The sequence below is a fragment of the Actinomadura atramentaria DSM 43919 genome (assembly GCF_000381885.1).
Taxonomy (GTDB): domain Bacteria; phylum Actinomycetota; class Actinomycetes; order Streptosporangiales; family Streptosporangiaceae; genus Spirillospora; species Spirillospora atramentaria.
In genome coordinates, this window is the sequence record NZ_KB907229.1 from 1 (window position 1) to 19,506 (window position 19,506).

Here is a 19,506-nt window from a genome sequence, read left to right on the forward strand (position 1 = left end):
CCCCATACGTACGTGGCGCGGGTGGCGATATTCGCGCGGATTCCCGGCCAATCCTTGGCGGTGCGCCAGCCGAATCCGATGATCCCGAATCCGATGATCATGCGCCCTTCCCACGGCAGCCACATCACGGCGTAGGTGGCGAGGCCGACGGTGAGTAGCGCCGCGCTTGTGCCTGCGAGTGTGGCGATTCCGACGCCGATCACGAGCGCGCGGGAGCGCCACGGGATGGGTGTGGTGGCGCGCTCGGACCGGATCACCCTGCGCTGGCGGCTGCGGGTGGGCTTGGTGACCGGTACGGCCGGGACGCGGGGCTCCGGGCGGTCGGGGACGGTGGCCGCCGTCTGCCCACCGAACAGGGGCGGAGGCCCCTGTTCGGTGGGCGTGGAGCTGCGCGCTGGCGGGATCGGCGGCTCGGGCAGGACGGGCCGGTCAGAGGCCGGGGGCATGGCGCGGGTGAGCGGCGCTATGGGGCGCTGCGCGGGGCGCGTGGACGGAGTGCCCTCGATCGCCGGCGGGGGCGTGGGCGCCCGCGTGGCGCGCGGCGCCGGGGGCGGTGCGGTGGGTGGCGGGAGCTGGACTGCGGGCAGGTCCGGCCGCGTGGGCGCGTCCTGGGCATCGGCGGCCGGAGGCGCGGGCGGCTCGGCCTTCGGCTCGTCCCGGATGACGAAATCGCCGGTGAGATAGGCGCGGCCGATCGTGTCTCGCGGGTCGGTGGGCTTTTCCTCATCCCACGATACCCAGTGCTCGGCTTTCGGCTTTCTGCGGAACATTTGTGTGCTCCTTTCTATTCGTCGCCAGCCGCGCGCGGCCGGTTGCGTGCCCACCGCTGGAGAGTTTCTGCGTAGTAGGCCGGGCGGCCGTTCTTCGTCCCGTCTGGCTCGGGGAATTCCGGGTCCCGGCGTTTTTCGGTCCGGAGAATCTGTGCGGTCTTGTCTGGGGTGTCGGACAGGGTGATGATCCCGGCGCGTGCGGCCTCCGCGAACCCGAACAGCTCGCGCTCGGGCTCACGCTCCGGAGTCGATTCCTCGGCCCTTCCGCCGTCGTAGATCTGGAATGGCCCGCGCTGGCGGGGGACCTGGTCCTGGTCGTCACGCGGGTCCGCCCAGGTCGTGGCCGTCACGTGACGCTCAGGGCGCGTGTCACCTGGTAGAGGTGGGTCCGTGACATCGTGACGTGACGTGGTGGCCGGGCCGGTGTGCCGCACGGCCGGGACTCCGCCCGACGGGGAGGGCAGCGATTCCAATTCGTCGCCCGGATCCATCCAGACACCGCCGGAGAGGACGAATGCGCGCGCTTCCTCGGGAGTGAAGAACATGATTTGCGTTTCGTGGGCGACGCCACCGAGAACAACTTGCGCGCGGCCTGGGTGCCGAGTGGAAGACGGTGCAGGCTGGACCTCCGGGACGAGCATGTTCCAGGCGTTCTTGGTGTACCGGGCGAGAATGCGTGTGGCGAAATTCTCGCGCATTTCAGGGCCGCCGAGCGCATTCGCCGTGGCGGACTGCGCGCAGGCGATGACGTTCATGCGGACCGCGCGCCCCATGAACAGCACATCGGCCAGACCCGTAATCGCAGGCGATTCCGGGTCGTCCTCCTTTGTCTTTATCCGCTTCCAGTACTTCTTGAGCCTCCCCATGGTCGCGTTGAGTTCTTCGAGCAGGATGACGATTCGCGGCCCGACCGGTGCGTCATTGGGATCGCCCTCCCACTCGTCTACGATCCGGTTGCGGCGGTCACCTTCGAGGGTGAGCCATTCCATCGTTTCGTGGATGTCTTCGACATCGCGGCAGTAGGTGACGCCGGGCAGTCCGCGGATCCATTTGTGGGAATGGCGCTTGAGGTCGAGGACCACGACTTTCGCGCCCTGCGCCATGAATTGCGCGGCGATCGTCCTGAGGATGACGCTTTTGCCGCCTCCGGTGCCTGCGGAGACCAGGATGTGCGGCGACTCGTCGTCCAGGGAGACCGCGACGGGGCGGGCCTGGTGGGTGAGGCCGAGCAGCGGCGCGTCCGGGTCGGCCTTGGCGACCATGCGCTGTACTGCGGCGTCCGCCCACATCACCCGCGCGGGCGGGCGGGGCGCCTGCCGCATGGTCATGTAGTGGTCCCGGCCGCGCACGTGGTAGCTCGCGCTGACGTCCTGGAGGCCGAGTTTGCGGATGACGATCTGGCTGATGCGCTCCTGGCCCTCGGCGATCAGCGCGGAGGACTCTCCGACCCAGGTGGCGGGGAGCTGGATGCGCAGCATCTCACCCGTGATCTGCGCGAAATTCTCGGGCAGGGTGATGTAGCTGCCGGGTTTGGTGCCCTCGGGGTAGCCCAGGACGGGCCTGAGAGCGACGTGGAGGGGCCAGAGCCAGTCCCGGCGGTGCCGCCACGTCAGGAGCCCGTCCGCGAGGCGGTGGCCGCCCCACAGCGCCAGCGCGCACCCGATCCCGGTGCCGCCGTAGTGGACGCCGTCCAGCGTGGCGCCGGGGGCGACGATGGCGGACGCGCCGAGACCGGCGATGCCAAGCGTGCCGCCGGTCCGGATCCCGGCGCGCTCCCAGCGCGTCAGGTAGTCCCACCAGATGGGCGCTGCGTCCCCGCGCGGGGAGGTGCCCCGGTGGGTCCAGGTGGCGTCGGTGCGGCGCTGGCCGTCCAGCGCCGCACCGCTGAACCAGCGCCAGATCACGGGGAGCGCGTAGTGGGAGTTGTGGACTTCCAGCTGCTCTCCGCCGAACGCGCCCTTGCGGATGCGGATGCGCTGCGGGCTCATGACTCGCCCCCTCGGGAGATCCAGCAGATACCGGGGCCGCCCTGGATCTGCACGGCGACCATGACGGGACGTCCGCGCAGCCAGGCCGGGACGGTGAGGTAGGCGGCGGCGCCCGCCAGGACGAGCGTGCCGAGGACGACGCGCGCGGCGTCGCCCGGCCGGCCCACGGCCAGGACGAGCGCCAGCAGGACGAGCGCGGCGGCGGCGCCCAGGAGCGCGCGCATCACCGGTCACCCCCACGGCGGCGGATGCGGCGCCCGCGCAGGTAGGCCACGATCGCGAACGCGATCGCGGAGACGGTCCCGGGGATCGCGCGGGCGGGGAGGCCGAGGACCAGGACCACGGCGGCGGTGAGCGCGGCCACGATGACCAGGGCCAGCGCGACGGCCAGGAGCGTCGACAGGGCCGGGCGGATCACAGCGTCACCTCCGCCAGCGGCACGTCCTGGTGGAGCTGGCGGTGCAGCTCCACCAGGCGCTGCGGGGCGCGGGAGTCGCGCAGGGACAGGGCGCGGCGCGCGGCGGGCGCGAGCTGGTACCAGCACGACCGGCACAGGTAGTACCGGATGGGGCGCGGCGTGCCGCAGGACGGGCAGGGCCGGACGGCGGGGGCGCTCACAGCTCCTCACCGCCCGGCACCTGGGAGGAGATCAGGACGCCGTCGCGCCACGTCCACACGGTGCGGGGCAGGGACGCGGCGTCCTCTCCGTCATCGAGCGCGCGCTCCACGTGGACCAGGGCGCCCGGATGCGCGCGGGAGGTGTCGGCCCCCCACCCTGCGACCTCCGGCCACGTCAGCCGCGCGTAGTCGTGCCGGTAGCTGCCGCCCTCAACATCGACGGCGCACAGGTACAGCTCCTGCGCCCAGCCCTGGACCTGCTGCGCGTCCCGCACGGCGCGCTGGGTGGCCTGCTGGGCGGCGCTGCGCTGGAGCGCCCAGGGGACGCACAGGCACGCGCACAGCCCCGCCAGGGACAGCGGGAGCGCCACGGCGTCGGGGAGCGCGAGCAGCGCCAGGAGCACGGCGACGCTGACGCTCGGCACGCCGAGCACGAGCAGGACGATGACCGCGAGGCTGCGGCCGGGGCTGCGGGTGGTGGGGTCACTCATGGCCGGTCTCCTGGGGGGTCGTCCCCGGCCCGGTCTGACCGGGACGGTTGCTGATCATGCTGCCACCGGTAAGGGCGGGTGTATAGCCGATTCCGGCGGTGCGGGTCGGAATGTGCGCGGGAATCGGCTGCGGCACGCCGTACGCGTCCACCGATCCGGACGCGGGGCCGAGCTGCGGCGCGGCCACGACGGTCACGGTGACCGGGATCGCGCCCGGCTGCGGCTGGGCGTGCGCGGTGACGCCGGGGGCGGCGGCGGGACGGGCGGCGGGTCCGTAGGCCGGCCCGCGCGCCGCGCGGCCGGTGAGGTAGACGCGCGGCCCCAGGACGACGCCGCCGAACACGACTCCGACCGCAAAGCCGCCCGTCGCGGTGCTGAGCACTGCTGCGAAACTGGACATGATCTCTCTCTCGGGATCGAGGCGAGGGGCCGACGATGTGCCGTCGGTCGGCCCCTCGCGCCCTGGTCAGCGGCGGGTCAGCGGTGCGTGGTGCTCTGGTCGAGCGCCGCGCGCAGGGTCAGGAGTCCGGCCGCGTGCATCTGCGCGCATCCCGGCGCCAGCCACGGGACCGCCAGCGGCTCGGTCATCGACGGGAGGTGGCCACGGGTGACCAGGACCGCGCGGCCCTGCCCGGACGGCGAGGGCACGTGGGGCAGGCCGCCGGTGACCTGCTGCCACGTGTGGCGGGTGTAGCGCGTGAGGACCGCCGTCCCGTACTGGTCGACGGGGGGCACCTGGCCGGAGCTGGCGGAGCCGCACGTCGCCACGACGCGCAGGCCGTCCACGGTCAGCAGGTGCGCCACGACGTCGGCCGCGCGCTCGCCGATCGGCGTGGCTGCGAGCGTGCGCAGCAGCTCGTCCGCCCGGTCGATGACCAGCGTCAGCGGCGCGTCCAGGGCGCCCGCCGTGTCGCCGAGCGCCATGAGGCCCTCGGCGATGTCGAGCAGGTCGATGCGGTGATCGACGTACGGCAGCAGCGACGACCACCGCGACCCGCCGGACGGGTCGAGCACCAGCGCGTGCCGTCCGGCCGCCAGATCCTGCGCCAGCGCCAGCCGCGCCAGGGCCGTCCGGCCGCTGCCCGCTCCCCCGGCCACCAGCAGGTGCGGCCGGATCTCCTGCCCCGCGTCGATCACCCACGGCAGACCCGCACCGACACCGACCACGATGTCTCCGATGTACAGCCCGTTCATTTTCCTGTTCCTCCGGTTCTCACAGATCCTGGTTCTCACAGAGTTTCGATCATGCCAGTCGCAGGGCGCCCGACCTGCGGCTACGCGCGGATCAGGCGAGAGGATCCCGCGTCCTGCACGGCGTCTCCCTGCCGTCCGTCCCCGCGCTCGTCCTGGCCCTGGCCCTGGTCGTGCTCGTCGCCGGACGCCATGCGCCGCGCGCGGCGCATGGCGGTGCGCGCGTACCCCAGGGTGACGGGCAGCCACCGCGCGCCCAGCCAGGCGACGACCAGGCTGGGCGACGGCTCGGTGCCGTCCGCCGACAGCGCGTCCATCGCGGCGCGGACCCGCGCGGCGGCGGACGGCAGCGCCAGCAGCATGTCCCGCTCCGCCACCATCTCCTCCGTCATCTGCGGGGGGATCACCGGAGCCTGTGACTCCGGGACATCCGGAGTCGGTGATTCGGGGGCGGCGGCGCGACCGGGGATCTGATCCCGGATCTGATCCGCGACGCGGGCGGACTCGGTCTCGCCGCTGCGGCCTCCGTCCCGCTGCGGGGGGATCACCGCGCGCGGCTGATCCGGGATCTGATCCCGGATCAGATCCGGGACACCCGGAGTCAGTGACTCGATGACTCGCGGACTCACAGAGTCTGTGTCCCGCAGTGACGCGAGCGGGAGCCGCACCGCTCCCTCCCGCGCGATGCGCCCGGCCCGGTCCGACCGCAGCGCCGGGACGCCGTATCCCGCGACCGTGCGCAGCGCGTCCCGCACCGGCACGTCCGCCCGGAGGCCGCCGTCCGCCGGACGCTGCGGCTGGGGGTCCCACGGCGCGCGCGGCTGGACCTGGAGCACTCCGGCCGCGTTGTAGACCACGCCCAGGGCGCCCAGGAACTCGTCCTGCCGCGCCGGGTCGGTGGCCAGGTTCGCGTGCTCCATCGCGCGGCCCAAAGCCCGCGAGAGACGACGCAGCGCCGTGCGCTGCCGCCTGTCCTTGCCGGTCAGCTCCCGCGCGCGGCCAGCGGCGCGTGCGGCCTGCATCAGGTACCGGCGCGCGGCGACCTCCGGCGTCTCCTGCGCGGTCGGATCGGCCAGGCCGAGCCGGACCAGGATGCGCTCCGGCGTGATCCGCCAGTGGATCGCGCCCGTCCGGCCGGTGCGGCGGCGGCGCTCCAGCCGCATCGTGCGCTCCCAGCCCCACGCCGCGATGAGGGGCGCGCACAGGCGGATCAGGATGACGCCCGCGCTCGGGTCGTCCTCGCCGATGGCGTGCGACGCGCTCAGCAGCGCCGACGTGCCGGTCAGCACCCACATCGCGATGCCGTCCACACCGGGCGCGTACGACTCGCGCATGGACTGCCGCGCACGCAGCGCCGCGCCGACCACCGCGACCTCGATGAACGCGAACGTGGCGATCCTGATCAGGGGGGACATGTGCATGCCGGGGGAGGAGAACGTCTCCCACATGCCCTCCGCCGCGACGACCGTCGCGATGGCGGCGCCCAGCAGCGTCCACGCGGTCACCGCGGGGCCGTCCGCGCCCTGCCGCGCGGCCGAGCTGGCGGACGCGCGCCGCGCCCGGTGCGCCCGCACCGCGCGAGCGCCGGCCCGCACCCCCCGCCGCACCGCGACCGCGACCAGCGCCACCAGGGCGACGGCGGACGCGGCCACCACAGCGGCCGGGACCGGGTGCTGGCCGAACTGGCTCAGCAGGTCACTCGCCATCACTGGTGGCCACCTCCCCCAGCAGCTCGCGGCGTGCGCGCGACAGCTCGGCCTCGATGTCCTCCAGCGCCGAGTGCTTGTCGGACTCGTGCCGGTCGGCATCCTCGGCGAACGCGCGGTCGATCCGGCGCAGCGCGCGGTCCAGGACGGCGGCCAGCGGGGCCGGGTCGTTGTCGTTTGTCACTGGCTCTGTCCTCCCCTGACCTGCGCTTTGACCTCGTCCATGTGAGCGAGGGCCACGCGGACCAGCACGTCGTTGAACTCGGCCTTGCCGACACGCCGCCGCAGTTCGTGGGAGACGTCGATGAGGGCCATGTCCACGTCGTCGGCGGTGGCGTGGGACACGAGCAGGCGGGACGGAGGGCGGTTGGCCATGTGGCGGCTCCTGTCGGTCGGAGGCGCGCTGCCGAGAACTGTCATGTTGGCAGGATGACAGACTTGCAGTCCTGCGGCAAGCGCCGTACTGTCGTGCTGGATGGTGTGACACTCAGTCAAGGATGGTGATCTACGACTGAGTGTCACATGGCCCGTTGCCAAGCCTGGCAACGGGCAACGCAAAGCGCCCCCGCCGGTGGGTCCCTAGGAAAGAACTCCGGCGAGGGCGCACTCCTGGAAGGAGTGGGTCAATCATGACCTACGACGTGACGGGGCGCGAGATCGCGCCCGTGGCGGGGCACTGCGTGCCGGTGGTCCCGCCGATGATCGAGCAGGGGCGGGTGGCGCTGGAGGCGCTGTACCGCGAGCACGCGGGGCACGTCGCGGCGCTGGCGCGGGTGCTGGCGGACACGCGCGAGGACGCCGACGACGTGGCGGCCGAGACCTGGGTGCTGGTCGCCGAGCACATCGCGAGCGCGGACAGTCGCCGGGACGGCGGGCGGGACGTGCGCGGGTGGCTCGCGGGTCTGTGCGGGCGAGCGTTCGCGCGGCTGCGTGCGGAGGCGGTGGCGCAGCTCATCGTGGCGCGTGAGGCGTCGCACGCGGGGCTGCACTGCGGGGACGACGTGCCCGCGCCGCGCGGCGGGGGGCTGTGATGGCCTCCAACAAGGCGACGAGCGACTACGACGAGCAGGTCCGGCGGGAGCTGGCGCGGCTGAACACGGCGGCGGCCGAGCAGGAGATCCGGCGCGCGGCGCGCGAGATGGAGCGCCAGCGCAAGGAGTCCAAGTGAGCGCCCGCAAGCGGACGCGGGACGCGCGTCAGATTCTGCCGACGCCGGTACTGGTGGTGCTGGTCGTGGACGTCCTGACCGGCCACTACTGGCTCATCGTGGGCGTGCTGGCGGCGACGCTGAGCGGCTACGTCCTGGGCGCGCTGGACGCGGGGGACCGGCTGCGCGTCCGCACGGTCGCGGACTGGGCGGTGCGGATGTGGCGCCGCGAGGACGACGGCCAGGACGACGGGGACGGCCAGGACGACGGTGGTCCCCCGCGCGGCGGACGCGGCCGTGGCGCCGACGCCCCCACGGTCCCCACCGCCCGCACGGCGGACCCGTCGGGCTCGGCGAGCGGCGGCTCAGCGGGTGCGGCGCGGCGGGAGGTGGCGTGATGGAGTGCCCGACCTGCGGCGGCCAGTCGTTCACGCCCGCCGGTACCGGCGGCGGGACGACCGGCCGTGACGTCTACCAGTGCCGTGGCTGCGGCGACGAGATCGAGCGCTGACCGGCTGCGGTGATGATCAGGCCCGGCCGGACGCCCGCACCCTGTGGGATCCGTCCGGGTCTGGTCACCCCGCGCAGCGGGACCCCCCGGCCAGGGGGACATGACGATGATCGGAGAGAGATGGCCATGATCCGGCGCAGATGCACATCCGCCAGGTGCGGACCCGAGTGCATCCTGTGCGGCGGGAGCGGGATCTACGTGCAGTGCGACGAGTGCCTGCTGATCAACTGCGACGGCGACCACCCGTGTCTGACGTGCGACGGGTCGCAGCGCGTCACCTGCACCGCGTGCGACGGGGACGGCTACCCCCTCGACCGGATGTGCCCCGAGTGCAGGGGCCGCGCTGTGGTGCGCTGCCCCGACTGCCTCACGACCCCCAGCAGCGAGCGGAGACTCACATGACGCACGACACGACGCGGACGCCGATGGCTCCGGTCACGCTGACCGGAAACGGGCTGCGGACCGTCTGCTTGGCGCTGACCGAGGCGCACCGGATGGCCAAGGAGATCGCGCGGGCGCTGCACCAGGAGGAGGAGGCCGGGACCGACTACCGCGCCGTGATCAGCGTCCCGACGTGGCACCAGGCCATGCCGGGCGACGCGGACCGGATGGCCGACCTGGCGGACGATTTCCGGTACCTCGCCGAGCAGATCGGGTCCGCACTGCCCGACGACCCCCATGTCACCGACGCCCTGCGCGCGGCGCTGGTCGCGGGGGCGACCCCGGAGACCGCCTGGACGCACCCCGACGTCCTGTTCGCCGCGCGCGACGGCGCGGACTGGGCCGACCCCGAGACCGACCCGACCCGCATCGACTGGGCCGGGCGGCAGGCCCGCGCAGCGGTCCCGCACCGCGTCGTGGACGGGCGCCCGGTCAGCCCCGGCGCCCCGACCGGGATCCGGTACGGGCGCGGGCACCTGGGCCACTGGGGCGAGCAGCAGTGCGCGGACGCGCTCGTGCTGGCCGACCTGCCCGATGACGAGCTGTGGGTGCTCATGGTCGAGCGCCGGGACCGGTTGGGCTGGGCGCTGCCGGGCGGCTACGTCGATCCGGGCGAGTCGCCGGCCGACGCCGCCGTCCGCGAGCTGCACGAGGAGGCGGCGCTGAGTCTGCCGGGCGCGCGGTGGACGCCGCTGCCCGCGCGGTACGTGCCCGACCCGCGCGCCACCGATGAGGCGTGGATGGTCACGACCGTGTGCGTCGCGCAGATCCTGCTCGCCGACCTGCCCGAGGTGCGCGGCCTGGACGACGCCGTGCGCGCCGAGTGGGTCCGCGCCGACTCCTACGACGCCCTGACCGCCGACCTGGGCGAGCGCCTGGGCGGCAGAGTCTTCGCCGCGCACGTGGAGTTGCTGCGGGAGGCTCTGGCCCCCGACGGCTTGCTCGCGCAGCCCTGACCACGCTGCCGCGCTGTGGTGATGACCGGGTCCGGCCCGCTGCCCCGTGGCGGACCGGACCCGGTCACCCCGCACAGCGCGGGGACCGACCCCCCGAGAACGGAGACGACATGGACCACAGCAAGACGGACGGCAGGACGCTCACGATGGACGCCGGTGACCTGCACCGGATCCGCGAGGCCCTGGAGCGCGCGGAGACCGCGTACGCGACGGCGGCCGACCTGACCCACGGCGAGTACGGCCAGGAGAGCGCGAGCGAGGTCGAGCACATGCGGGACCTGAGCGCGCAGTACGGCGCGCTCGCCACCACGATCCGGGACCTGCTGCCCACCGACCCCGACGTCGCCGACCGCTGGTCGGTCACCCTGACGACCAGCGTCCAGACGGCGACGACCAGCGTCCAGAGCGGGAGCTGACCATGAGGGAGGAGAACAAAGAGCCGGTGAACAGCACGGAGTCGCCGACCTCGGCGGAGGCGCGCGGCGCGTGCTGGAACTGCGCGGGAGCCAAGGTTCTGATCAGCGAGTTCGGCGGCGAGCGGCGCGAGGTCACCTGCCGGACCTGCCACGGCACCGGACAGGGGCGCTGACATGCCGAAACAGTGCGACGGCACCAGCGTCGGGATCGTCATCACCGACCCGCAGGACCGCGTCCTGATGATCCAGCGCGCCACGCCCCCGGCCGGACTCGCGGGAATCGCCGGACACGTCGACGACCACGGCACCCCGCTGGACGCCGCGCTCGCCGAGCTGCGGGAGGAGATCGGCCTGGCGGTCACCGACCGGTGGACGCGGATGCCGACCCTGGCGCAGGCATGGCGGCCGAACAGGTGCCGCCGCCGCCCCTGGCCGCCCACGGTCGCCGACGTCGCCGGCGACGGGTCCGCGCCGCTGGACCTGGCGCAGGCGCTGCCCACGGCCGGACACCGCTGGACGGTCTACCGCCTGCACGTGACCGAGCACCCGGCCCTGGAGCCCGCGCGGCGCGAGGTCGCCGACGTGCGCTGGATGGACGGTGACGGCCTGGCCACCGCCGCCGCGCGCACGCTGGCCTACGCGCGCGGCGAGATCTCCGACCAGCAGTGGAGCGCCGACCCCGGCATCGAGCCGGTCTGGGTGCGGTGGCTGGCAGGGGCGGGACTCCTGGACGTGCCGTGGGACGAGCAGGACCGCGACCTGGTCGATGCCGTCGCCGCGCTCCCGCTGCCCGACACCTGCACCCGCTGCGGCGCGGTCGCCGACCCGCCCGCCCTCTGGCACGAGCACGACGACCCCGACGACGGCGGGATCGTGCGCCGCGCGGTCTGCCAGGACTGCGAGGTGCCCGCCGACACCATCCTGTAGACGCTGCACGGCCCCTGGCCGGATCCGGTCAGGGGCCAATTCCTATCCCAGTTGTCACACCATGCCCACCACGCCCGGACACGGCGCCCATATCGCGCGGCCCAGGCGTCCACGCAGCACAGCAGGCCGTCAACTCGCCGGGTGACAGATGGTCAAACTAGTGCCGGGACACGCGGGCGATAACACAAGACGTAGGCCGTAGGGGGCGTAGGGTTGCCGGTTAAAAGCCAATGGGCGCCTCAGAATTGCGGATCGGTTACCAGCCGATCTCTGAGACGCCCACGACATCCCGAGGAGAGTCTACGTGACTCCGTACTCGCGTCCCACCGTGGGCGCAATCTCCGACGTGTCGCGCCCCACCCTGGCGGGTGGTGAGGCATGACGACGACGTCTCAGTCTTCCGGTCGCGTCCCGCGTCCGCGCAAAGCGCGTCGCGCCAGTTCAGAGGACGCAGCCGCCGCGCGTGCGGTACGGCCTGGTCCTCGCGCGCGGCGCGCGGCCGATGCCGCCGATGACGCGGGGGAGCTGCTGGACCGGATCCGGCCGCACCGCGCGGTGCCGTCTGCGCGGGGGGCGCTGCGCTGGAGCGCGCCCGGTGACGCGGACGTGTTCGAGCCGGGTGTCTACCGGCGCGACGAGTCCGAGTCGCTGGGGTGGCTGCGGGTCGCGCGGCTGCCCGTCGTCCACGCGCGGGTGGTGCGCCGCGACGGCGCCGGGCGCGTCGCGGGCACGGACTACCTCATGTCCGCGACCCCCGAGGGGGAGCGTGCGCTGTACGGGCACCTGAGTGTCCGGTCGGGCGAGTGGGCCAACATCATGAGCGTCGCCCTGTCCGACGACGACCAGGTGATCCGCGCGGCGGGGAGCGCGATCCGGCTCATGGCCGAGGACGCCCCCGAACGGGACGCGACTCCGCGCCTGGGCAGCGACGGGCGGATGACGGTCCCGGTCCGCGAGAGCCTGCCCGCCGGATACCTGGAGACCGCCCCCGTCGAGCGCGGCCAGGCGCTGGAGACCTGGCGCGAGGTCGTGCAGATCGCCGTGCGGTCCCGGTGGATGGCGCTGGTGCTGGGCGCCTCCGCCGTCGCGCCTTTCGTCCGCCCGCTCAAGCGCAAGAGCCACACCGTGTCCCTGTGGGGCGACGCGACCAGGGGCAAGACCACTGTCCTGCGGGCGGCCGCCGCGATCTGGGGATCGCCCGAGGACGACGGCGGGATCGTGCAGCAGTGGGACGCCTCCGCGATCGGTCTGACGCGGTACCTCGGCGGCCTGGGCTTGCTGCCGGGATTCCTCGATGAGGCCGGGACGGCGGACCTGACGCCCGAGCGGTGGGGCAAGCTCCTCTACTCCGTGGCGCACGGCGCGCAGCGCATCACCGGGGACCGCACCGGGGACCGCGCGCGGGTCTCCCGCCGCTGGTACGGGATCCTGTTCTCGTCGGGGAACGGCAGGCTGCTGGACGGCCTGGAGTCCGGCAAGTACGCGGGTCTGCCGCGCCGCGTCATCGAGCTGGACACCCCGTTCACGCTGCGCGCGACCGACGCCGAGCGGGTCGAGACGGACCTGCTGCCGAGCCTGTACGGGCACCTGGGCGAAGCGATCCTTGACCGGCCCGCGGCCGACGTCGCAGCGCTCATCCGCGCGGCCGAGGACGCCGTCCCCCTGCCGGACGGCGGGACGCGCCGCGCCATCGCGCGGCACCTGCACGCCTACGTCGCCGGAGCGATGCTGATCGACGACCTCGCCGGTACCGGCACGATCCTGTCCGACCAGGCGGCGCAGGAGGCCCGCGTGTACCTCGACCACGTTCCCGACCACCCCGAGCACGACGCGGACCGGCTCCTGGCCGCGCTCGCCGAGTCGCTGGCCGCCGTCCCGGCCGCGTGGCCCACGCACTCGGCCTACCGCGAGTCCGCCCGCCCGCGCGAGGACACCGCGCTCGCCTCGATGCGCGATCCCGACCGCACCGCCCTGCCCCAGCACGGCATCGCGCGGGAGCTGCACGGCGTCCGCGACGACGAAGGCCAGTGGCTCGCCGTTTTCCCGGCATGGGTCGCCGACGTCGCCGAGTCGCTGGGGATCGACCGGACGGTCGCGCTGCGGGAGCTGCACGCGCGCGGCCTGCTGCACGTCACCGCCGCGACCCGCAAGGCGGGCGAGTACAAGCACCGCCAGCGCCTGGCCGGGATCCCGGTGCCCGTCTACCGGCTGCGGCTGCCCGACCTCCCCGAACTGGAGGACCTGCCCTACGACGACCCCGACGAGCACCAGGCGGACGAGCACGGCCAGGAGCACGGCCAGGAGCACGTCCCCGAGCGCGAGCAGGAGCAGGGCGCCGCGCAGCAGGTCCCGGCGCCGAGCCCGACCGCGCTGCCGCTGCCCGAGCCCGACCGCGCATCCGCCGGCCCGGCCGCGCCGGTCGCGACCGTCCGCCAGGAGCAGCGCCAGGAGCAGCGCCAGGAGCACCGGCCGGTGTACGCGGTGGGCTGCGCCCCTGAGGGGCTGTGGTTGGGGGACGAGCGGCTGGTCCCGGCCGGTGACGCCTACGCGTCGCTGCCCGCGCTGCTGGCGCGGCTGCGGGAGGTGATGCCCGACGGCGGGACGGTCGCGGTGGACGCCGACGTCGCCGCGCTCGTCGGCTACCCGGACGGGCCGATGTCCGCCATGTCGCAGCGCGCGGCCAAGGCCGCCGCCGGATGCCGGGCGGTCACGGAGGCCGCCGCCCAGGACTGGCGGGGCAGCCAGATCATCGACGCGTGGACCACGTGGTGGGGCGACGCGCGCCCGAGGTACACGCTGGTCGTCCCGGCATGGCTCGCCACCACCGACATGGACGCCTCCGGCCACCAGCTCCTGGACCCGGGCGACGACGCCGCCGCAGCCGCGTACCTGCTGGCGGCCTGGCGGGAGCGGGTCGGGGCGCCCTACCTCATGACGGCCGGGACGGCCGCGCTCGCGCGGATCCATGCCGAGTACGAGCGCGGACGGTCCCGGCCGGGGCGCCGCTGGACGCCCAGCCTGCGCTGGGACGCCTCACGCTCGCCCGGCGAGACCGCGTGTGAGGCGCGGCTCGGCTGGGCGCGCACCCTCACCCCGACCGAGCAGGCCGCGCCCAGCGTGATCGGGGTGGACGGCACAAAGGCGTACGTGGGCAGTCAGCTGAGCGCCGCTGTGTCGATCCGGCCGCTGGTCCCCTCCGACCCCGAGGACTGGGACCGCTACACCGCCGGGTACGTCCAGGTGGCGCGGCACGGCTGGGAGCTGCGCGGCGACGACGTCCGCTGGGAGCTGCTGCCGCCCTGGCTGACCGACCAGCCCGGCACGGGCGCGGTGTGGGTGACCACGCCGACCGCCGTGTTGTGGATGCAGCACGGGATGCCGCGCGAGGCGATCGTGGACGCCTGGCTGCCCGCGCCGCACTCGTCCGAAGGGCAGCGGCGCCACCACACCAAAGAGGCGCTTCGGCCGGTCGCCGAGGTATGGCGGGACGTCATCCTGGGAGACGGTTCCGACACCACTGACCCGCACGACCGGCGCGTCATCGAGGCAGCCAAAGCGGCCTATTCCGAGACGGCCGGGATGCTGCGGCGCGGGACGCCGTACGTCCGGCGTCCGGACTGGTCGGACACCATTATCGCGACGTGGCGGACCACGCTCATGCGCAAAGTTCTGCGGCTCGGAGAGGCTGCGGACATGTGGCCGGTGAAAATTGACACCGACTGTGCGTGGTACGCCATCGACACCCCGGTACCGGACGGATGGACGCTCGGAGAAGCCATTCCTACCGGCGCGATTCCCGTGCCGCTCGCAGAGATCTACAAAATCCCGGTCGGGACTGACCGGTCCCCGCAGCTCGGGGAATTCGGCGTGAAGTACTGGCGGCCGACCGAAAGCTACATCGCAGGGGAGGACCACTAATGCCGAGGAAAGACCAGTACGGCCGGACGGTCCGCAAGCTGCGCTCGAAAGCGTCGAGCCCCGGAAAGGCGATCTATGAGGCGCTGACGAACCGGTCGCCGAAGTCCGAGCCTGTCACCAGCCAGGACCAGGCCCGGGAATTGCAGAAAAGGCACGGGTCTGCTGCCGCCGCCGCCAAAGCCGTAGGCGTCTCCAAGCGCACGATGGAGCGCTGGATATCCGGTAAGCAGGCCGCGAAGAACACTGCCCGCGCCAAAAACGCCGACAAGCTCACGCAGGAGGTCAGGCGGTCGCGGATTCGTCCCGGCCGGGGGAAGGATTTCGCGGCGTCCGGGACGAAATCCGGCAGCCAGGACGGGCCGCGAAACAGTGGCCTCTCCATTAAGGGGTATTTTCAGATCAGCCAGAGGATCGAGTATCGGTCGGTGCATCTCGGCCCCTACACCCCGCCCCACGAAATGCAGCAGCTCATCGATATCATGGTCGAGAAAGGCGCCGAGGAAGCCGGGGCGCGCCTCCAATACCTGATCGACACCTACTACCACCCGATGACCATTATCTCCATTTCCGAAATCCGCTTCTAGCGGGAATAAGAAATGCCCCCGACTATTCAAGTCGGGGGCATTTCTTATTCCCTTTCCGTAGTCGCCTACGGCACCCATCCCCAGAACTGCCACACGGTGCGGGGGCTGGACTCGTCCAGGGCGGGGGAGTAGTCCGCGCGCGGGTCCGGGTCGTGTCCCTCCCCGCGCTCGGGCGGGTGCGCGGTCACCAGGTAGGCGCCTACGTCCTCGCGCGGGCACCCGTAGACGTCGCCGCGCGGCATCTCCAGCTCCCGCCCGCGCCAGTCGGCAGGGCCGCCCACCAGCGTCACGGTCACCGTCTGCGTCGTGCTGGTCTGATCCATGACGCCAGGGTCGCACCGCCGCCGCCGCCGATGCCCGCTATCTGCCGAACACGCTGTGCAGCACGGCGACGCAGGAGCGGCGGCTGATCCGGTCGCGGGGATACCTGCGCGCGCACTCCGCCGCCGCCCACCCGCTGCGCCTATGGCGCGCTCTGGGACGCCGGTGGACGCGCGGCCGATGGCCGATGCGGGGGCGCTGGCCGGACGCTCGCACCGACGGCCTCAGCGCCTGCGCAGGACGTGCGCGGCGCGGACGCCGCGCGTCCCCCTGCTGCGCGCTGGCGCTGGCCGTCGCGGTCGGCCTGGCCCCCGTCGCCCTGGTGCTCGTGCTCATGCCCGGAGTCCGGGCCGGCCCGGACTCCGGGACGGAGGCTCTCACCGCCGGGCCGCCGCGCGGCACGCCCTGGCCCGCGTCCACCGCCGTCCGGGCGTCCCGGGGGCTCACCAGCACCGCCAGCGCCGCCCCCAGCGCCACCGCCAGGACGAGCGCAGCCCCGCCCGCCCGCGCAGCCCTGCGGCGCCGTGCCGCGCGCTCCGCGTCGCCAGGAGGCTCGGGGGGCTCTGGGCCGCCCGCCAGGGTCGCAGCGGGGGGAAGATCATCATCATCCGTCAGCATCGACCGGACACTACCGTCGGTGACCGACAAGTGACTATCTGGCAGCGCAGGCGAAAAAGTCTGTGAGTTACAGAGTTGTGTCGGGTATCCGACAGACACCGACGTCGTTCCCGGTCATCGTGGACGCCATGACCACCGCCACCACCCACCCCGTCACCTACGCCGTCACCCTGGTCACGGCGCTCGTCGCGCACCACGTCGCCGACCACTGGATCCAGACCGGCACCCAGGCCGAGCGCAAGCAGGACCCCGGTCTCGCCGGGACCTGGGCCGCCGCCCGCCACGTCCTCACCTACACCGCCACCCTCTCCGCGATCCTCGCCCTGGTCGCCTGGCGCACCGGCATCACCTACGACCCGCGCCGCGCCGCGCTCGCCGCACTCATCACGGCGATCACACATTTCATTGTTGATCGCGGATATTCGCTGAAATGGATCGCCGACCATTGCGGGAAAGGCGGATTCGTGCGTCTCGGAAATCGCGAAACCGCTCCGGCCGGTACCGGAGCGTACGCACTCGACCAGGGATGGCACCTCGGATGGCTCCTCATAGCCACCCTGATCCTGGCCTGACACTGCGTCCTGGCGCACGACTCACCCGTGCGCCTCACGGAGCGGCAGACCGCCCCATAAACCCTGCGAGAAAGGACCTGAAATGAGCAAGCACAGCAACGACGGAGACGAGACCATCGCGCAGCGCGAGGCCGCGCGACTCCGGGGACAGGCCCGCCGCGTGACGGACCAGGGAGGCACCATGTGCGTCTCCTGCTACACCGCACCGGCCACCACTACCCAGGACGGAGACGCGCTCTGCGCATCCTGCGCCCACTAATCCCGGCACGATAAAGGCGCGGCCCGGGAAACCGGCCGCGCCTTTATCGTGCCCCAGCTACGAGATCGAGTCCCGCAATTCTTCTTCCGTCGTACCCGAAAGATCATCTTGGCGCGCGAGCAGGAGGTCCACCGCGATACGAATGAGCGTGTTCTCGGTGATCCGCTCACCTATTCCCCGGCCGCGCTGGCGATTCAGAGCCCGTTGCAGACTCGTCAGGGCGTCCATCTGGCCGGGATTCAGATATACCTCCTTCCGGTCCAGTACCAGGTGCTTGGGGCCGCGCGGCAGGTCCCGGCGCCCCAGGCTCCGGCGGACCTGGTCGCGCCCCCGGGGCTCCCGCCCGCCGGCCCCCCGGCCGCCCCCGTCATCCTGCTCGTCCTGCTCCTGCGCGGACACAGCAGCGACCTCGGCCTCCAGCTCCCGCTGCTGCCGCTCCAGCAGCTCCGCCACCGTCTCCGGCTCCCGGCTCATGACACCCTCCGTTTCGCCAGGTCCAACAGCAGTTCCGTGTGGACAGCGGAAATGTCCTGGCGCGCGTTCGCCGAATTCTTTCCGCGCCATTGTGTGATCGTCCGTCCCTCATCAAGGGACGTTGGCCACGCCACATAGCGACGGACAAGCGTGCGGAAATATGGCAGCTCCTTCTTGTCCAGCCATTCCCGCGCTTTCTTCACGTGGCCCACTCCGCGAGACGGGTCCAGATTATTGAGCAGGACCCGGTACGGGACCCCTGTAGGGGCGATGAGATCGACCGTGTCGAGCGTCGCGACTCTGGTCGTCGGCTCATGATCGCTCGGGATGATGACGTAGGACACCCTGCGCAGCAGCTCCCGCAGCACATCCCGCCCCTCCAGGCTCCCCGGAGCATCGACAAATATCATGTCGTAATCCCGCAACTTGCGGATTCCACTGAGCGCCCGCGGATCACTTTCGTGGACGATGTCGTATCCAGGGTCATGCAGCTCCTGAGTAATGCGGTAAGCAATCCTCAGCGGGTCGACATCAACCCCCAGTGCCCGACCATGAGCCATTGCGGTATGGGCGCACAATCCCATCATCAAAAGCGTTTTCCCTACACCGCCCTTGCCATTTGCTATAAGAATTACCGGAGTGTCGGTATGCCGCGCCGCAGCCGCGCCAGGATCCGCCCGCAAAGCACTCATGCCATACAGCATACGGGACTCTGTTAGTCCGGGACTACGCCAACACGCCCGTGAATTCAATAACACTGTAAGTTCGAGACTAACAGAGTTTATTTCGCGGAAATAATGCCACCTCCATTACTAATGGACACGCAGAAAAGCGGCCCCGATCACGTGATCGGAGCCGCTTTTCTGCGTGCCTTCTTCCGGCTACGTCATCTGTCAGATATCCCGCCAGACAACCGGAGCATCCTCCATCTTTTTCGCCGCAGGTACGGTCAGCCAGCGCAGCTCATCCGCAGGGATGCGCGGATCGCCCGCGAACGCCCTCTGAGCTTCGGCCAGGTTCTCGAAAACGCGCAGTTCCGGAGGCCGGTCGTAATCGTAGTTCCAGTGGTAGACATACACCGCGATACGGCCCCTGGCGGTCTCCGCCACCCCGTACCGCCACTCGGCAGGCGCTCCGGTGTGGCCGTACTCCGGACCGTCCCCGTACCGGTCTCCGGTCGGCGGCTCCTTGATCCAGCGACCCTCGAACCGCTCTTCGCGGGCAGGGCCTCGGCCCGGCTCGTACATGTAGACCGAGATCGTGTCGGTACCGCCGAGGTACTCCGCCAGCGCGGTAGCCACCAGCGCGGACACCGTCGTCCTGGCCGCCCGCGCCGTCCGGTCCGCCCGCTCCCACAGCGGCGCGTCGTCCTCGCGCACCGACAGCGTCTTGTTCGGCATCGTGCCCCCATCCGCTCGTATACGTGACTGTCACACATCATACGTGAGAGTCACGTATAGGGAAGGCGTTTAGGCATACTCGCCTCCTACCTGGGGTTTTTTGTGCTGCCGCCCCGCTTCCGCTCCTCGGGCCGCTGGGGCGGCCCTGTGGTGCGGGTCGGGTTGCCCTCGGGTGGGTGGCTGGGGGTGTGCGGGTGG

General features: G+C 72.1%; 24 protein-coding genes and 1 pseudogene. 10 read left to right on the plus strand and 15 right to left on the minus strand.

Going from position 1 to position 19,506, the window contains the following annotated elements:
• From G339_RS35995 to G339_RS0131435, 11 genes and pseudogenes are all read right to left on the minus strand, one after another.
• Window positions 1-770 (minus strand): annotated as a pseudogene (locus G339_RS35995) (hypothetical protein); the annotation flags it as partial.
• 14 nt (window positions 771-784) lie between these two features.
• Window positions 785-2,758 carry a helicase HerA domain-containing protein gene (locus G339_RS36000; protein WP_019635028.1) on the minus strand — a complete coding sequence of 658 codons (1,974 nt, stop codon included), beginning with the start codon at window positions 2,756-2,758 and terminating at the stop codon, window positions 785-787.
• Complete coding sequence (locus tag G339_RS0131395; protein WP_019635029.1) at window positions 2,755-2,982, minus strand: hypothetical protein; 228 nt, start codon at window positions 2,980-2,982, stop codon at window positions 2,755-2,757. Before G339_RS0131395 ends, G339_RS36000 begins: the two co-directional genes overlap by 4 nt.
• A complete protein-coding gene (locus G339_RS0131400; RefSeq protein ID WP_019635030.1) occupies window positions 2,982-3,176 on the minus strand; it encodes a hypothetical protein in 195 nt (64 codons plus the stop codon). The genes G339_RS0131395 and G339_RS0131400 overlap by 1 nt, the downstream gene beginning before the upstream one ends.
• Window positions 3,173-3,376 carry a hypothetical protein gene (locus G339_RS0131405; RefSeq protein ID WP_019635031.1) on the minus strand — a complete coding sequence of 68 codons (204 nt, stop codon included), beginning with the start codon at window positions 3,374-3,376 and terminating at the stop codon, window positions 3,173-3,175. Before G339_RS0131405 ends, G339_RS0131400 begins: the two co-directional genes overlap by 4 nt.
• On the minus strand, window positions 3,373-3,867 hold the full coding sequence (locus G339_RS0131410) for a hypothetical protein (RefSeq protein ID WP_019635032.1): 495 nt from the start codon (window positions 3,865-3,867) through the stop codon (window positions 3,373-3,375). The genes G339_RS0131405 and G339_RS0131410 overlap by 4 nt, the downstream gene beginning before the upstream one ends.
• Window positions 3,860-4,267: a hypothetical protein gene (locus tag G339_RS0131415; protein WP_157408134.1), complete on the minus strand. Its 408-nt coding sequence runs from the start codon at window positions 4,265-4,267 to the stop codon at window positions 3,860-3,862. The genes G339_RS0131410 and G339_RS0131415 overlap by 8 nt, the downstream gene beginning before the upstream one ends.
• Before the next feature lie 77 nt (window positions 4,268-4,344).
• Window positions 4,345-5,061: a hypothetical protein gene (locus tag G339_RS0131420; protein WP_019635034.1), complete on the minus strand. Its 717-nt coding sequence runs from the start codon at window positions 5,059-5,061 to the stop codon at window positions 4,345-4,347.
• 80 nt (window positions 5,062-5,141) lie between these two features.
• Complete coding sequence (locus tag G339_RS37275) at window positions 5,142-6,764, minus strand: hypothetical protein (protein ID WP_051108013.1); 1,623 nt, start codon at window positions 6,762-6,764, stop codon at window positions 5,142-5,144.
• Window positions 6,754-6,948 (minus strand): hypothetical protein, encoded by a 195-nt coding sequence (locus G339_RS0131430; protein ID WP_019635035.1) that lies wholly within the window; start codon window positions 6,946-6,948, stop codon window positions 6,754-6,756. The genes G339_RS37275 and G339_RS0131430 overlap by 11 nt, the downstream gene beginning before the upstream one ends.
• Window positions 6,945-7,139 carry a DUF7970 domain-containing protein gene (locus G339_RS0131435; protein WP_019635036.1) on the minus strand — a complete coding sequence of 65 codons (195 nt, stop codon included), beginning with the start codon at window positions 7,137-7,139 and terminating at the stop codon, window positions 6,945-6,947. The genes G339_RS0131430 and G339_RS0131435 overlap by 4 nt, the downstream gene beginning before the upstream one ends.
• A 254-nt stretch (window positions 7,140-7,393) precedes the next feature.
• Between G339_RS0131435 and G339_RS0131440 the strand changes: the two genes are divergently transcribed.
• From G339_RS0131440 to G339_RS0131490, 9 genes are all read left to right on the plus strand, one after another.
• Complete coding sequence (locus tag G339_RS0131440; RefSeq protein WP_019635037.1) at window positions 7,394-7,795, plus strand: RNA polymerase sigma factor; 402 nt, start codon at window positions 7,394-7,396, stop codon at window positions 7,793-7,795.
• Window positions 7,795-7,932, plus strand: a complete 138-nt coding sequence (locus G339_RS39225) for a hypothetical protein (RefSeq protein ID WP_019635038.1) — start codon at window positions 7,795-7,797, stop codon at window positions 7,930-7,932. Before G339_RS0131440 ends, G339_RS39225 begins: the two co-directional genes overlap by 1 nt.
• Window positions 7,929-8,309 (plus strand): hypothetical protein, encoded by a 381-nt coding sequence (locus tag G339_RS0131450; RefSeq protein WP_019635039.1) that lies wholly within the window; start codon window positions 7,929-7,931, stop codon window positions 8,307-8,309. Before G339_RS39225 ends, G339_RS0131450 begins: the two co-directional genes overlap by 4 nt.
• A gap of 511 nt (window positions 8,310-8,820) precedes the next feature.
• On the plus strand, window positions 8,821-9,819 hold the full coding sequence (locus tag G339_RS0131465) for an NUDIX domain-containing protein (protein WP_019635042.1): 999 nt from the start codon (window positions 8,821-8,823) through the stop codon (window positions 9,817-9,819).
• A 110-nt stretch (window positions 9,820-9,929) separates the two neighbouring features.
• Entirely contained in the window at window positions 9,930-10,235 is a 306-nt protein-coding gene (locus G339_RS0131470; RefSeq protein ID WP_019635043.1) for a hypothetical protein, read from the plus strand.
• Between the two features lie 2 nt (window positions 10,236-10,237).
• Window positions 10,238-10,408 carry a hypothetical protein gene (locus tag G339_RS39230; protein ID WP_157408135.1) on the plus strand — a complete coding sequence of 57 codons (171 nt, stop codon included), beginning with the start codon at window positions 10,238-10,240 and terminating at the stop codon, window positions 10,406-10,408.
• A 1-nt stretch (window position 10,409) separates the two neighbouring features.
• Window positions 10,410-11,162, plus strand: a complete 753-nt coding sequence (locus tag G339_RS0131480; protein ID WP_019635045.1) for an NUDIX hydrolase — start codon at window positions 10,410-10,412, stop codon at window positions 11,160-11,162.
• Between the two features lie 555 nt (window positions 11,163-11,717).
• On the plus strand, window positions 11,718-15,080 hold the full coding sequence (locus G339_RS0131485) for a DUF927 domain-containing protein (protein ID WP_169514804.1): 3,363 nt from the start codon (window positions 11,718-11,720) through the stop codon (window positions 15,078-15,080).
• Window positions 15,080-15,664 (plus strand): hypothetical protein, encoded by a 585-nt coding sequence (locus G339_RS0131490; protein ID WP_019635047.1) that lies wholly within the window; start codon window positions 15,080-15,082, stop codon window positions 15,662-15,664. The genes G339_RS0131485 and G339_RS0131490 overlap by 1 nt, the downstream gene beginning before the upstream one ends.
• A 65-nt stretch (window positions 15,665-15,729) precedes the next feature.
• Here the strand turns inward: G339_RS0131490 and G339_RS0131495 are convergent, their stop codons facing one another.
• Window positions 15,730-15,987 carry a hypothetical protein gene (locus tag G339_RS0131495; RefSeq protein WP_019635048.1) on the minus strand — a complete coding sequence of 86 codons (258 nt, stop codon included), beginning with the start codon at window positions 15,985-15,987 and terminating at the stop codon, window positions 15,730-15,732.
• Between the two features lie 744 nt (window positions 15,988-16,731).
• Here G339_RS0131495 and G339_RS0131505 point away from each other — a divergent pair.
• Window positions 16,732-17,175, plus strand: a complete 444-nt coding sequence (locus G339_RS0131505; RefSeq protein ID WP_157408136.1) for a DUF3307 domain-containing protein — start codon at window positions 16,732-16,734, stop codon at window positions 17,173-17,175.
• Between the two features lie 316 nt (window positions 17,176-17,491).
• Here G339_RS0131505 and G339_RS36010 read toward each other — a convergent pair whose 3' ends face one another.
• From G339_RS36010 to G339_RS0131530, 3 genes are all read right to left on the minus strand, one after another.
• Window positions 17,492-17,908, minus strand: a complete 417-nt coding sequence (locus tag G339_RS36010) for a hypothetical protein (RefSeq protein ID WP_019635051.1) — start codon at window positions 17,906-17,908, stop codon at window positions 17,492-17,494.
• The gene (locus G339_RS0131525) at window positions 17,905-18,600 is read right to left on the minus strand and encodes a ParA family protein (RefSeq protein ID WP_169514805.1); all 696 of its coding nucleotides are present in this window, start codon (window positions 18,598-18,600) and stop codon (window positions 17,905-17,907) included. Before G339_RS0131525 ends, G339_RS36010 begins: the two co-directional genes overlap by 4 nt.
• A 201-nt stretch (window positions 18,601-18,801) precedes the next feature.
• The gene (locus tag G339_RS0131530) at window positions 18,802-19,308 is read right to left on the minus strand and encodes a hypothetical protein (RefSeq protein ID WP_019635053.1); all 507 of its coding nucleotides are present in this window, start codon (window positions 19,306-19,308) and stop codon (window positions 18,802-18,804) included.
• Between the last annotated feature and the right edge of the window lie 198 nt (window positions 19,309-19,506).

Excerpts from the sequence above, each read along its gene's own strand:
- G339_RS0131465 (WP_019635042.1), top strand. The coding sequence starts at position 8,821 with ATGACGCACGACACGACGCGGACGCCGATGGCTCCGGTCACGCTGACC.
- G339_RS0131440 (WP_019635037.1), top strand. The coding sequence starts at position 7,394 with ATGACCTACGACGTGACGGGGCGCGAGATCGCGCCCGTGGCGGGGCAC.
- G339_RS0131525 (WP_169514805.1), bottom strand. The coding sequence starts at position 18,600 with ATGAGTGCTTTGCGGGCGGATCCTGGCGCGGCTGCGGCGCGGCATACC.
- G339_RS0131480 (WP_019635045.1), top strand. The coding sequence starts at position 10,410 with ATGCCGAAACAGTGCGACGGCACCAGCGTCGGGATCGTCATCACCGAC.
- G339_RS0131415 (WP_157408134.1), bottom strand. The coding sequence starts at position 4,267 with ATGTCCAGTTTCGCAGCAGTGCTCAGCACCGCGACGGGCGGCTTTGCG.
- G339_RS0131410 (WP_019635032.1), bottom strand. The coding sequence starts at position 3,867 with ATGAGTGACCCCACCACCCGCAGCCCCGGCCGCAGCCTCGCGGTCATC.
- G339_RS0131530 (WP_019635053.1), bottom strand. The coding sequence starts at position 19,308 with ATGCCGAACAAGACGCTGTCGGTGCGCGAGGACGACGCGCCGCTGTGG.
- G339_RS39225 (WP_019635038.1), top strand. The coding sequence starts at position 7,795 with ATGGCCTCCAACAAGGCGACGAGCGACTACGACGAGCAGGTCCGGCGG.
- G339_RS0131495 (WP_019635048.1), bottom strand. The coding sequence starts at position 15,987 with ATGGATCAGACCAGCACGACGCAGACGGTGACCGTGACGCTGGTGGGC.
- G339_RS0131490 (WP_019635047.1), top strand. The coding sequence starts at position 15,080 with ATGCCGAGGAAAGACCAGTACGGCCGGACGGTCCGCAAGCTGCGCTCG.
- G339_RS36000 (WP_019635028.1), bottom strand. The coding sequence starts at position 2,758 with ATGAGCCCGCAGCGCATCCGCATCCGCAAGGGCGCGTTCGGCGGAGAG.
- G339_RS0131505 (WP_157408136.1), top strand. The coding sequence starts at position 16,732 with ATGACCACCGCCACCACCCACCCCGTCACCTACGCCGTCACCCTGGTC.
- G339_RS39230 (WP_157408135.1), top strand. The coding sequence starts at position 10,238 with ATGAGGGAGGAGAACAAAGAGCCGGTGAACAGCACGGAGTCGCCGACC.
- G339_RS0131435 (WP_019635036.1), bottom strand. The coding sequence starts at position 7,139 with ATGGCCAACCGCCCTCCGTCCCGCCTGCTCGTGTCCCACGCCACCGCC.
- G339_RS36010 (WP_019635051.1), bottom strand. The coding sequence starts at position 17,908 with ATGAGCCGGGAGCCGGAGACGGTGGCGGAGCTGCTGGAGCGGCAGCAG.
- G339_RS0131470 (WP_019635043.1), top strand. The coding sequence starts at position 9,930 with ATGGACCACAGCAAGACGGACGGCAGGACGCTCACGATGGACGCCGGT.
- G339_RS0131420 (WP_019635034.1), bottom strand. The coding sequence starts at position 5,061 with ATGAACGGGCTGTACATCGGAGACATCGTGGTCGGTGTCGGTGCGGGT.
- G339_RS0131395 (WP_019635029.1), bottom strand. The coding sequence starts at position 2,982 with ATGCGCGCGCTCCTGGGCGCCGCCGCCGCGCTCGTCCTGCTGGCGCTC.
- G339_RS37275 (WP_051108013.1), bottom strand. The coding sequence starts at position 6,764 with ATGGCGAGTGACCTGCTGAGCCAGTTCGGCCAGCACCCGGTCCCGGCC.